Annotated in this window: 11 protein-coding genes; 8 read left to right on the top strand and 3 right to left on the bottom strand. The window is 69.9% G+C overall.

The window, feature by feature from the left end:
* The first annotated feature begins 1 nt into the window (after position 1).
* The 4 genes from fxlM to ABZ449_RS17850 all read left to right on the top strand — a co-directional run bounded on the left by fxlM (position 2) and on the right by ABZ449_RS17850 (position 5,204).
* A complete protein-coding gene (gene fxlM / locus ABZ449_RS17865; RefSeq protein WP_360346595.1) occupies positions 2–2,080 on the top strand; it encodes a methyltransferase, FxLD system in 2,079 nt (692 codons plus the stop codon).
* A 5-nt stretch (positions 2,081–2,085) separates the two neighbouring features.
* Positions 2,086–3,219, top strand: a complete 1,134-nt coding sequence (locus tag ABZ449_RS17860) for a hypothetical protein (protein WP_360346593.1) — start codon at positions 2,086–2,088, stop codon at positions 3,217–3,219.
* An 84-nt stretch (positions 3,220–3,303) separates the two neighbouring features.
* Entirely contained in the window at positions 3,304–4,542 is a 1,239-nt protein-coding gene (locus ABZ449_RS17855; protein ID WP_360346591.1) for a hypothetical protein, read from the top strand.
* A 470-nt stretch (positions 4,543–5,012) separates the two neighbouring features.
* Complete coding sequence (locus ABZ449_RS17850; RefSeq protein ID WP_360346589.1) at positions 5,013–5,204, top strand: helix-turn-helix domain-containing protein; 192 nt, start codon at positions 5,013–5,015, stop codon at positions 5,202–5,204.
* Between the two features lie 57 nt (positions 5,205–5,261).
* Here the strand turns inward: ABZ449_RS17850 and ABZ449_RS17845 are convergent, their stop codons facing one another.
* Complete coding sequence (locus ABZ449_RS17845) at positions 5,262–6,044, bottom strand: tyrosine-type recombinase/integrase (protein WP_360346587.1); 783 nt, start codon at positions 6,042–6,044, stop codon at positions 5,262–5,264.
* A 255-nt stretch (positions 6,045–6,299) separates the two neighbouring features.
* Between ABZ449_RS17845 and ABZ449_RS17840 the strand changes: the two genes are divergently transcribed.
* The 4 genes from ABZ449_RS17840 (at position 6,300) to ABZ449_RS17825 (ending at position 10,245) form a co-directional block, all read left to right on the top strand.
* A complete protein-coding gene (locus ABZ449_RS17840) occupies positions 6,300–6,491 on the top strand; it encodes a hypothetical protein (RefSeq protein WP_360346585.1) in 192 nt (63 codons plus the stop codon).
* A 690-nt stretch (positions 6,492–7,181) separates the two neighbouring features.
* The gene (locus ABZ449_RS17835; protein ID WP_360346583.1) at positions 7,182–8,474 is read left to right on the top strand and encodes a hypothetical protein; all 1,293 of its coding nucleotides are present in this window, start codon (positions 7,182–7,184) and stop codon (positions 8,472–8,474) included.
* A gap of 107 nt (positions 8,475–8,581) precedes the next feature.
* Positions 8,582–9,766, top strand: coding sequence for a macrolide family glycosyltransferase (locus ABZ449_RS17830; protein WP_360346581.1), 1,185 nt, complete (start codon positions 8,582–8,584; stop codon positions 9,764–9,766).
* A gap of 95 nt (positions 9,767–9,861) precedes the next feature.
* Positions 9,862–10,245 (top strand): VOC family protein, encoded by a 384-nt coding sequence (locus ABZ449_RS17825; protein WP_360346579.1) that lies wholly within the window; start codon positions 9,862–9,864, stop codon positions 10,243–10,245.
* 179 nt (positions 10,246–10,424) lie between these two features.
* On the opposite strand, the gene ABZ449_RS17820 is transcribed toward ABZ449_RS17825, so the two are convergent.
* Both ABZ449_RS17820 and ABZ449_RS17815 read right to left on the bottom strand, forming a co-directional pair.
* A complete protein-coding gene (locus ABZ449_RS17820; protein WP_360346577.1) occupies positions 10,425–10,676 on the bottom strand; it encodes a hypothetical protein in 252 nt (83 codons plus the stop codon).
* Positions 10,677–10,837: 161 nt separating this feature from the next.
* A complete protein-coding gene (locus ABZ449_RS17815) occupies positions 10,838–11,599 on the bottom strand; it encodes an alpha/beta fold hydrolase (RefSeq protein ID WP_360346575.1) in 762 nt (253 codons plus the stop codon).
* Between the last annotated feature and the right edge of the window lie 624 nt (positions 11,600–12,223).

Here is a 12,223-nt window from a genome sequence, read left to right as displayed (position 1 = left end):
GATGACCACCGGCTGGATCCAGCACGACCTCACCTTCAACGACTCCTGCATCGTCGAACAGGTCACCGCCCACCACCTCGCCCCCGTCCTCGACCACGCCCAGAACTCCGGCGTGCTGGAGGGCTGGTGGTACATGCGCAAGAAAGGGCTGCGGCTGCGCTACCGTGCCACTGCCCCCGCCCCCGTCGTCACCGAACTCCTGGACACGCTCGGCGAGACGGGACTCGTCAAGGGCTGGGCCACCGCGGTCTACGAGCCGGAGACCGAGGCGTTCGGCGGCCCCGAGGCCATGGAGATCACCCACCGGCTCTTCCACACCGACAGCCGGCACCTGATGGCCCGTGCCGCCAAGCCCGACCCTCCTGCACTCCGCAGCACCGAGACCTTCGTCGTCCTCGTCTCCGCCATGCTCCGCTCCGCCGGCCTCGACTGGTACGAACAGGGCGACGTCTGGGCCAAGTTCACTGCCGAACGCCCCGCGCCGCCCGCCCTCGCACCCGAACGGGCCGCCGCCCTGACCACCGCGATGCGCCGCCTCATGACCGTGGACACCCGTCGACTCTCCCGCCCCGGTGAACCGCTCGCCGGGCACGCCGGCTGGATCGACGCCTTCGAGGAGACCGGACAGGGCCTCGTCCGTCTCGCACGGGACGGCCTTCTCACCCGCGGACTGCGCGCCGTCCTCGCCCACCTGATGATCTTCCACGCCAACCGAGCTGGATTACCAGTCGAGCACCAATCCGCAGCCGCCGCACGAGCGTTGGACACCGTCTTCCATTCCGGCGAGGGCCCCGCGCCCTCGCAGCCCACCATCCGCACAACCACTAGGGTCGCCCACGTGACTACTCTCAGCAACAACTCTTCCATCCCCGTCGATCAACTGCGCGACAGCCTCACCGACCGCCTGATCGACCAGGGAGCCATCCGCTCCGACGCGGTAGAGACCGCCTTCCGCACCGTCGCCCGCGAGCACTTCCTGCCCGGCTTCCCCCTGGAGGCTGCCTACGCGGACAACCCCACCTACACCAAGACTGACGGGTCCGGCACCCAGATCAGCGCCGCCTCCCAACCCGCCATCGTCGCCCTGATGCTGGAGCAGCTCGGCGCCCAGCCCGGCCAGCGCGTCTTCGAGGCCGGAGCCGGGACCGGAGTCAACGCCGCCTACCTGGCCAGCATCGTCGGGCCCGACGGGCACGTGGTGACCGTGGACGTGGACGAGGACCTCGTCGACGGCGCCCGCAAGCACCTCACGGACGCCGGGCTCACCAACGTCGACGTGGTCCTCGGCGACGGCGCGCTCGGCCACCCCGACGCCGCCCCGTTCGACCGCGTGATCGCCACGGTGAGCACCAGCGAGATGCCCACCGCCTGGCTCCGGCAGGTCAAGCCCACCGGGCGGATCGTCCTGCCCCTGCGCCTGCGCGGCACCGCCTCACGCACCATCGCCTTCGAGCGCGGCGAGAACGGCTGGGTGTCGGTCGACGACCAGCTCGCCGTCTTCATGCCGTTGCGCGGCAGCATGGACGACGCCCGCCGCACCGTCGCCCTCACCCACGAGGGCGACGTCACCCTCCAGGTCCACAAGGACCAGCACGACGCCGTCGACGCCGACCTGCTGCTCGGTGTCCTCAACACCGAGCGGCACGACGTCTGGACCGGCGTCACCATCCCGGCCGGCACCACCTACGAGTACCAGGACCTGTGGCTGGCCCTCACCCTCCCCAACTCCTTGATGCGGATGAGCGTCACCGGCAACGCCCGCGAACGCGGCGTGAACCCCATGTTCGGCTGGGGCGCCATGGCCACTGTGGACGCCGGCTCCCTCGCCTACCTCACCCTGCGCTCCGGCGAGCCCGACGCCGACGGCCGCAAGACCTACGAGACCGGCGTCATCGGCCACGGCTCGGCAGGCGCCGCACTCGCAGACCTCGTCTCCGAGCAGATCCGCACCTGGAACACCGGCTTCCGCAACCGGACTCTGCGTTTCAAGCTCCCCGACGCCCCGGCTGCCGCGGACCCGGCCGCCGGCTGCTTCGTTCTGGACCGCCCCCACCACCCGATCACCGTCACCTGGGAGTAGTCCGCGTGCACCCGACCGGACCGATCGCCCAGCGCTTCCCGCTGGTCGCCCGCCACCGGCCCGCGTGCCTGCCCCTCGACGCCCGTGTCGGTCGGCTCTCCGAGCTGGCCGACACGGCCTCCCGGCAGAACAACCCGGGCCTCGCCTCCACCGTCTTCAACCAGGCCGCCCTCCTCGCCTCCGACCTCGCCCTGCCCGACTACGCCCGCGAGCTCTGCCACCGCCACGCCGCCCTCCACCTCACCCGCGGCCCGCTACCCGCGACGAGCGCCATCCGCGGCCTGGAACCGATCGTCAACCTCGCCCGACTCCACATCCGCGCCGGCCACCACCAACGCGGCCACCAACTCCTCCTCAACCTCTACCGCGCCGTCATCACCAGCACCGAGGCAACGCTCGACGGCGTCACCGTCCCCGCCCACCTCACCGAAACCTCCGAGCAGCGCGCCGAAGTCGTCGCGTGGCTGTGGCGCGTCGTCATCGCCGACGGCACCCGCGCCCTCACCACCGCCGGCCGCTGGACGGACGCCCTGCACCACATCGAGGCGCACCACGGCATCGGCCAACGCATCCTCGACGGCCGCCAAGTCGCCATCCTCGCCGCAGCCACCACCGGCAACCTGCCCGGCGCACTCGCCCTCCTGGCCGCCACCGATCCCGGCGAACCCTGGGAGAACGCAGTCACCACCGTCCTCACCGCCCTCTGCCGCCCCGGCGACCGGCATGCCTCCGAGACTGCGATCGGCCACTGCCTGGCCTTCGAACCGGGCGAGGGCATGACCGTGTTCACCACCCGCATTGCCCTGAGTGCGCTCGACGCCGACCCCGATGCTCCAGCGGCCCAAAGCCTGATCGAGCAATTGACCGCCCGAACGGGTGATTCGGCAGACGGCTACGCACTTCGAGACCTCCTCGCCCACCGGGGGGTGCGGGATCGCCTCGAAGCCAGCCGCACCTCAGCGTTCGAATTGGCGCTCGCTACATGCGCGTTGGGCTCCGCAGCCCTCCCCGAGGCCACCCTCGACCGGCTGGAGGATGCACTCACCCGCACCCGCACAGTGCTCGAAAGCTCCCCGTCGGACCCCCGTTCCCTCGGAGGCGCCCCCCTGGAGCGCGGCGCTCCGGACAGGCGTGTCTGAGTATCCGCCCGGACCGCTCGCCAAAGCCCGATCCGGCCGGACAAACTGCTGGTCGGGCTGTCTCCGGGTGGCTAGCATCGGCGGATGGACTACCGCTCGGCCAGGGACCTGCCGTCGTTCGTAGAGATATCGCGGCAGATCTCCGCGCTACGCATCCTTCGCCATCTCGCCCCAGCCGGGAAGAAGCCCGACGTCCGGGCGCTCCGGAAGCAGCTCGATCACATGGCCGACACCGTTGACGCGTTCTACGCGCTTCTCGGCCCACGCAACTGGATCTTCCACGAGTCGATATCCCTCGATTTCGCGGCCGAGTTGGTAGCCACGACCACCGATCCCGCCGAGGCCGAAGCCAAACTGATCGCCTACTACAACGACCACGAACGGCTCGCCCTGCTCACAGCTGGGCTCAGGCGTCTGCCAGCCATGCGCAGACGGCTGGACCTGGTGGGCAAGGCCACCACCGACTACTTCGCCGGCAGGTACTACGCCTGCGTCCATGTCCTGCTGAGCGTCATGGACGGCTTCGTCAACGAATTCGAGACCGTGCGCCGGGGTCTGCACGCGAGGCAGGCCGAGGAACTCAAAGCGTGGGACAGCGTGGTCGGCCACCACATGGGCCTCGCCAACGCCCACCGGACGTTCACGAAGGGCCGCAGCGCGACCGACGAGGAACCCGTGTACGAGCTGTACCGCAACGGCATCGTGCACGGGAGCCTCCTGAACTACGACAACATCGTCGTGGCCACCAAGGCGTGGAACCGGCTCATGGCCGTCGCCGACTGGGCCCGGTCCAGGGAGAAGGAGCAGCAGCCCGCGCCAGAGAAACCCACGCTGCGCGGTCTGTTCTCCACCCTCGCCCAGAACCAACGGGTTCGACAAGCGGTCGAGGAATTCGAGCCGTTCGACCTCTCACCCTGCGATGACGAATTCGCGACCCACCCCGCGAGTGTCGCGTCCGAGGCCTTCCTCGGCGCGTGGAGCCGACGGAACTTCGGTGCCATGGCGCCACTGATCACAGCGGAGCTGCACCGTAAGCAGGGCAAGGCCGCGCCCCGCGAAGTACGGCTCGCCTACGAGCACCATCCGCTGAGTGCTTTCCGCATCGAGCGGATCTCTGTCACGGCCGCAGCAGTCTGCACCGTCCGGATCGAGATCACCGGAGCCGAGGGCAAGTCCCGGCGCGTCGGCCTGCGGTGGATCCGCGAGGACGAGTCGGGCGACCCCGTACCGGTCCCGTTCGACGGCGGGACCTGGCGGCTCTACACCTGGGATCCTGCGCGATTCGTGCGAGTCGAGGACGGTGACGCGCACGGCATCGGATAAAGCGTCCACGGGCGCGGGCACTCACGCTCGGGTCTACGGGCCGCCTGCCCGCTCCCGGGCTTCGCCCTCTCAGCACACGGTAGTCGACACCTGCAGCGCTCGATCCCGGCCAGCGAGGGACCATGACCTCTGCCCTACCACGGCGCACACCGGCGGCGAGGAGATCGGGACCTGTCCGTGGCGAGCAACGGCCGCGCCCTGTGACGGGGGGTGATCGTTGGGCTCTTCATGATCAGGAAAATGAAGCCGCTGCCCACCGCATCCACCCGGCCGCCCTGGGTCAGCCCTCTACCGGTCCGGCTCGGCCTCGGCACAGTGTCACCGGGGCGGCGTGCCCGGTGTTGAAGTCTTGATCGGTAGAGCGACGAGGCTCTATCACGGAATCACAGCACTCCCGAACCGGGGTTGTTGGCACAGCTTTGGACCTCCGGGAAGTACCACCGGCGACCGTCCGGCGCAGAGGAGAGTCCATGTCACCACAGTTCATGACTGTCAAGCAGACCGCGGAGCATCTGAACATGTCCGTCCAGTGGGTCTACCGAGAAGCGCCCAGGGTCGGCCTCGTCCCGTACCGCTTCGGGAGCGGGCGCAATGCGAAGCTGCAGTTCAAGGTCACCGAGGTCAATGCCTGGGTGAAGCAGCAGCGGATGTCCGGCGGCTGATGTCGGACAACGACACGTGTGGGGCCCTATTCGGCGACGAACAGGGCCCCACCTGCTTCAGGCCGCGAGCCCGAGGTCAAGGACCTGGGCGGCGTGGCCGATCGAGCCGGGCATCAGGTGCCGGTAGATCTTGAACGTGACGTCGATGCTCTTGTGCCCCATCCACTCCGCGACATCGGTAATCGGGATGTTGTGGCTGAGGCAGTTCGAGGCGAAGAAGTGCCGCAGGCCGTAGATCGTCATGCCCTCGGGGATGTCGACGTCACCGGCCCGCTTGATCCGGTCCCACTGGTTCTGAAAGTAATAGGCCGGGTACGGCCTGCTGATGTCCAGCGGATGGCGGAACGGGTAGCCGTCGATGGTGCCGTGGGTGTCCGCGTACGTCAGCAGGCGGATCCGGGTCCGGGACGGCAGCGGAACGTCTCGGTATTCGCCCTTCTTTCGGTGCTTGAGCGGCGCGTAGTCCTTGGTCGTCTGGTTGACCTGCTCGGTGACCCGGTAGACGTCGTCGGCGACGATGTTGTTGATGTTGACGGCAAGGGCCTCGCCGTTGCGCCGGCCGCAGCCGCTCATCAGCTCGGCGACCAGGTTGAAGGTCTCGTCGCCGGCTTCGCGTATCCCGCCGAGCTGGGGAAGCGACGGGATGACCGCGCGCTTCGGGTCGTACTGGGGCGGCGTGACCCCGTCGAGCGGGTTCTCCGGGTAGAGGCCGAGGCGGTGGGCGTCGAGCAGGATCGCCTTGAGCTTGTCGAAGGCGTTGGCCTGGGTGGCCAGGCCATCGCCGTTACGCTCCATGGTCCGGATGAAGGCGTCGACGACCTTGTGGTCGAAGGTGGCCATCCGGCGGCTGTGGAAGGCGGGGTAGAGGTGGTGTTCCAGCAGGGAATCGAGATGCCGGGGCGAGCGCGCGCTGGCCAGCCTTCCACTCCTCGGTGTACGTGCCGAAGTTCATCGCGCCGTACTTGCGGTTGCACTCGGCCTTGCTCTGGCTCCAGGGGTTCTCGCGCTTCGCCCGGTAGATCTCGGTGAGCCGGTCGATCGCCTTGTCCTGGGTGGCGAAGCCCGACTCCTCGGTCCCCCTCGGCCGGCTACGACATGCTCGCCCTCGACTACCGTTCCTGCGGCAAGCGCGGCGAGCCGGCCGTGGTGCACGTCGACCAGGAGGACGGCTTCGCGATCACCCTGCTCGCGGAGACCTTCGAGGACTTCGTCACCGGCCTGGTCGACGTGTCCGTCCACGACACGGCGGAACAGGACCTGCTCGCCGACCTGGCCACCTTGGCCTGATGCCCGGGAATCCTCCGGGACGACCTTGCGGCCTTCGCGTGATCCTGGACGCCGCCGAGCGGGCGAGGACGTGACGCGAAGGCCGCACCGCGGGATCGCGCCCTTCTCGTTCCCGGCGGCGTCGTACTCGGCCACGATCCACAGTGCGGACTCGGGAGCCGAACCTGGGCGCTCCGGCCTCGGGGCCGGGCCGGACCCGGGCGGCTCGGTCACTGGTCATGGGGGTGGAACTGCCCCTCGTGTCCTTGCGGGCCGACCCGGCCGGGCGGGACGGTCCCGCCCGGGGCCCGCCGCGGGGGCCGGCGGATCCGGGGCCGGGGCCCGGTCGCCCGACGATCACCGACTCCACCGCTGCCACGAACGACACCGGGGTGACGGGTTCAAACATGCGGAACAGCGGTGCCCCGATTCTGGCTCGTTTCCCGCACTCGGCGCCCCGTGGCCCCAGGTAGTGCTTGTGGCGCGAGGGATGCGCACCTAGATTCACGACGTGTCGGTCCAGTAGCTGAGAGTGGCAACGGCGTCCCGCCGTGAACTCGGTGCCCGGCGGTCCGATCGTGGTGGACAACGCCCTCTTCCCCCGTCGGGTGGAGACCCCGCCGCCGGCGATGACCGACGGCGTCACCCCGGCCTGGAAGAAGCCCCGATCCGCTCCCCGTCCTCTCGACTCCCTCGTGGAAAGGCTCACGCATGACCGCCCTCACCGGACAGCACGAGAACGGCCGGCACGTGAACAGCCCGTCGGACCACGACTCGGACCCGCACGAGACCGACCTGCGCCGGATCCGCGCCCTGATCCTGGCGGCGGACGGGCCCGAGGACCAGCTTGCGGCGGTGATCAGGTCGGCGGGCGCCGAGCAGACGGCCGCCGACCTGGTGGACGAGCTGGTCAGCCGGGCCGACCTGAGCGAGCAACTCGCCGCCGCCGCGGTGGTGGTGCAGTTCGAGCTCGCCTTCGACGGCCAGGTACTCCGGCACCACCTGCTGACCGGCCCCAAGGCCGAGCACCGCACCGGGCCGGCCGACGAGCCCAGCGCCACCGTCGAGCTGGACCTGCTCGACCTGGCCCGCGCCGTCTTCGGCGCCCGGCACGCCGCAGGCCACCGCACGCCCGGGATCACCTGGCACGGCATCGAGGACCCGGCTCGGCTGATGCCCGTACTGGCGGCCTTCCCGGTCGTCCAGCAGCTGCTCCGCGGCTTGGTGGAACAGCCGCTCGACCTGGCCGAGTTGTCGCTGCGCCACGGTTCGGACAAGTGGGGGCTGCACTACTACACCGAGCACTACGCCCGGCACTTCGCCCCGCTGCGGGACCGGCCGCTCACCGTCCTGGAGCTGGGGATCGGCGGCTACGCCGACCCGGCGGCGGGCGGTGGCTCGCTGCGGATGTGGAAGCGCTTCTTCCGGCGGGGCCTCGTCTACGGGGTCGACGTCTACGACAAGACGGCGCTGCGCGAGCAGCGGATCCACACCGTTCAGGGCGACCAGGCTGACCCGGCCTTCCTCACCGCACTGGCCGAGCGGATCGGGCCGATCGACATCGTCATCGACGACGGCAGCCACTACTGCCCGGACGTCATCGCCGCCTTCGGCGCGCTCTTCCCGCACGTGGTCCCGGGCGGGCTCTATGTGATCGAGGACCTGCAGACCTCCTACTGGCCGGGCTACGGCGGCAGTTCGGAGCGGCTCGGCGACCCGACCACCAGCATGGGGTTCCTCAAGCAGCTGCTCGACGGCCTCAACCACGAGGAGCACGAGCCGCCGACCGCACACCGCCCGAGCGGGACCGACCGGACACTGACCGGCGCGCACTTCTACCACAACCTGGCGATCCTCGACAAAGGCCGCAACGAGGAGGGCACCGTCCCCGCCTGGATCCCGCGCCGGCAGATGAGCGCCGAGGAGATCGCGGACGCCCGGCGGGCCGCCGAGCAGCAGTCCGAGCCGCAGTCCGAGCCCGGCCCGGACCAGGACCCCAGCTGAGCCGCGCGGCCCGCCGCGCCCCTTCTCCTTCTCCCTTCCCGAATCGCGCTTCTTGCTTCCCTCTTCCCTCTCCCCTCGTTCCTCTTCCCGATACCGACGGAGTAGCAGTGAGCCACATCCTGATGGTCAACATCCCGGCCCACGGCCATGTCTTCCCCACTCTGGCGGTCGTCGGTGAACTGGTACGCCGCGGGCACCGGGTCACCTACGCGGCCGTCGACGACTTCGCCCAGGCCCTGGCCGAGGTCGGCGCCGAACACCTGCGCTACGACTCCACCCAGCCGGTGGACAGCGTGGGCGGTCCCGAGAACGGGCGCACCCCGCTGATCTTCCTGGACGAGAACACCGCCATCCTGCGCGCGGTCCAGGAGTGGTTCGGCGACGCCAGGCCCGACGCGGTGGTCTACGACGCCGTGGCCTTCCAGGCCGGCCGGATACTGGCCCACACCTGGGGGCTCCCGGCCGTCCAGTCGACGCCGTTCTTCGCCTCCAACGACACCTACTCCTTCGTGCAGCAGATGATGGAGGCGGACGGCGCGGTCCCGCTCACCGAGGAGGTGGTGGTCGAATTCGGCGCCCGGATGGCCGAGTTGCTGGCCTCGCACGGCATCGACGAGCCGGCGCACGAGTTCATGATGCGCACCGAGGGCCTCAACCTCGTCCACGTGCCGCGGTTCTTCCAGCCGCACGGCGAGAGCTTCGACGAGCGCTTCGCCTTCGTCGGGCCGTGCCTCGCGGACCGCTCCTTCCTGGGGGAGTGGCAGCCCCCGGCGAGCGGCCTGCCGGTGGCGCTGGTCTCGATGGGGACCGTGCACAACAAGCATCCGGAGTTCTTCCGGCTGTGCGTGGACGCCTTCGCCGAGCTGCCCTGGCACGCCGTCATCTCGGTCGGCGAGGGGATGGACCCGGCCGACTTCGGTCAGCTGCCGGACAACGTCGAGGTCCACCGCTGGGTCTCGCACCTGGCGGTGCTCCGGCACGCCCGGCTGATGATCACCCACGGCGGCATGGGCGGCGTGCTGGAGTCCCTGGACGCCGGCTGCCCGATACTCGGAGTGCCGTCCTGGCCGGACGTCGCGGCCAACACCGCGCGGATGGCCGAGCTGGGCCTCGGCCGGGTACTGCTGCCGGCGGAGGCCGACGTGAGCCTGCTGCGGGCCGCGATCACCGAGGTGGCCGCCGACGCGGCCGTGCAGGAGCGGGGCACCGAGGCGCAGCGGCTCATCCGGGAAGCGGGCGGTGCCACCCGCGCCGCCGACGAGATCGAGGCCTACCTGAAGCGCACGACCTGATCCCACCACAGGGCCCGGCGTCCCCGACGAGAAGCGGAACGATCAACGGCCGCCCAGGGGTCCCGGTGGGCGGTGCGCGCCACCATGGTGGGCCGATGTCATCGACCAGGCAATTCCAGGTCACCTTCGACTGTGCGGAACCCGAGCGCCTCGCCCGTTTCTGGTGCGAGGCGTTGGGGTACGTCGTGCCGCCGCCACCGGAGGGGTTCGCCGCGTGGGAGGACTCCAGGAGCGCGCGGCCGGCCGAGCGGCGGGACGCGTGGTTCGCCTGCGTCGATCCGTCAGGCGTGGGGCCGCGGTTGTACGTCCAGCGCGTTCCCGAGGGCAAGGCCGCCAAGAACCGGCTGCATCTCGACGTGCGGCTCGGTCCCGACGCCTCCGCCGAACAGGTACCCCGGACTCATGACGGCTCCTGTGAATCGGAGCGAATGGAGGGGTGCCAGCACGGCCCGGGCGTAGTGCAGCAGAAGTGGGCCTGACACCAGAATGCCGCAGAATCCGGCGTTCGACCGGACACCCGGAAACCCGTCTCGTGGCGCGATATCGATACGATATCCGGGTCTGGGAAAATATCCGACAGCATGCCGGCGGAGTGAATTTTCTGCTTTCGGAAAGGATTTTTTCGGCCCGTCCTCCGGGAGGGAATTCACGGGGGCGGTCAGGGAGCGGTGCGCGCCGCGCTCTGCTGGGACTCGAGGAATTCCGGGAGGACGCGGGGTGGCCATGCTCCGACGCTCAGCACACCGAGGGAGTGCGCCCGGGAGACCAGAGCCGGCCGGTTCGCGGCCTGGAAATGGCGCATCATCAGCCCGATGCGGTACTCGATGCCCTGCGGGCTCAGATAGAGCGATGCCGCCAGCCGGACGGTCGGGGTGCCGACCGCGACGCCTTCCAGGATGCGGGCGTCCACGGCGGTCAGCCGACGGACGCCCGCGCCACCGGCAGGGCCCCCGACTACCGGACGGGCGTCGCCGGCGGGCCCGGACCGCGGCGGCCGCTGCGCGGGCTTGATCTCCTCAGATGTCGCTGACCGTGTCACTCCTCGGTCCCCCTTCCCTGTCGTCGGCGGTCTCAGGCGCGCGGCGTACCGGCGAGGTGGTCGCGGAGCATGCCGGTCACCTCGTCCGCCCGGCTGCTGAGGTAGAAGTGCCCGCCGGGGAAGACCTTGAGGTCGAACGCGGCCGTCGTGCGGTCGCGCCAGTGCCCGGCCTCGGGGACCGGTGTCCAGGCGTCCTGGTCCCCCACCACGGCGGTGACCGGGCAGGTGACCACGGCGTCACGGTCGGTCCGGTAGGCCCCCAGGGCCCGGTAGTCGCCGCGCAGCACGGGCATCACCATCCCCAGCAGTTCCTCGTCCTCCAGGAGCCGGGCTTCGGTGCCGCTCATGGCCCTGACCTCGGCCACGATGCCCGCGTCGTCGAGTGGGTGGGAGGGCCCGGGCCGGTCTGCGGACGGCCCCTTGCGGCCGGAGACGAAGAGGTGGTCGATCCGACCGCCCGCGCGCTCGATCCGCCGGGCCACCTCGAAGGCGACGAGCGCGCCCATGCTGTGCCCGAAGAAGGTCAGGGGGAGGTCGTCCCAGCGGCGCAGCGCTTCGGACACTTCGTCGGCCAACCGGTGCAGGTCCTGGACACCGGGTTCCTCCCGGCGGTCCTGCCTGCCGGGGTACTGCACGGACAGGACGTCCACCGGACCGCGCAGTGCGGCGGATACCGGGAAGTAGAAACTCGCCGAGCCGCCGGCGTGCGGAAAGCAGACCAGTCGGCGCGTGGCCGTCGGCGAGGGATGGAAGCGACGGCACCACACGTCGCTGTCCAAAGAGAGGGAGGTCATGTCGGCCTTTCATTCCTTTCGCGAAATCCGCGCGGTGCCGGCGGGCGGGGTGTGGTGATCACGTCGGACACCCGCCGCACCGGTGGGCCGGCTGGTACGTCCTAATACGGGGATCCCTGATCGGCGACGATCGGCGGGTCACGGGCGCCGCATATGACAGCCTGCCATGCCTCCGGGAATGTCAGCAAGTACGCATCGGAGCGCATCCGGCACTCATGTCCGGGTTCAAAACCGGCCGTTTCTTCGGCGAGTGGTAAGAACGTTGCAGTGCGGAGCAATCCTGTGGGATTTACTTGGCTCCGGCTCGGCAGCAACGGTCCGGCCGGACCGCGCACCGCTGATCCGGGCGAGGAGGCGAGGGCACCTCATGGCAAGGTCGTACGCCGTCAGCGCCCTCCATGTCGCCCACCCGGAGAACAGGGCGATCGTCGAGGGGCTGTTCCGGCGTGGTGTGCAGCGACGAGTTCCTGCGGCCGGTGGGCCGTGGTGGGCGGCCTGGCCCTGTCCACCGTGACGGTGCCGCGCAGCGTAAACCCGGCATGCGCGCAGGACCTGTGATCTAGGAATACCTCTAGATACGACAGGACCGCGTTGACCCGCTCATGGTCACCCAAGACGCTGGAG

The organism is Kitasatospora sp. NPDC005856 (assembly GCF_040629945.1).
Taxonomy (GTDB): Bacteria; Actinomycetota; Actinomycetes; order Streptomycetales; family Streptomycetaceae; genus Kitasatospora.
This window is presented reverse-complemented; position numbering and strand designations above follow the sequence as displayed.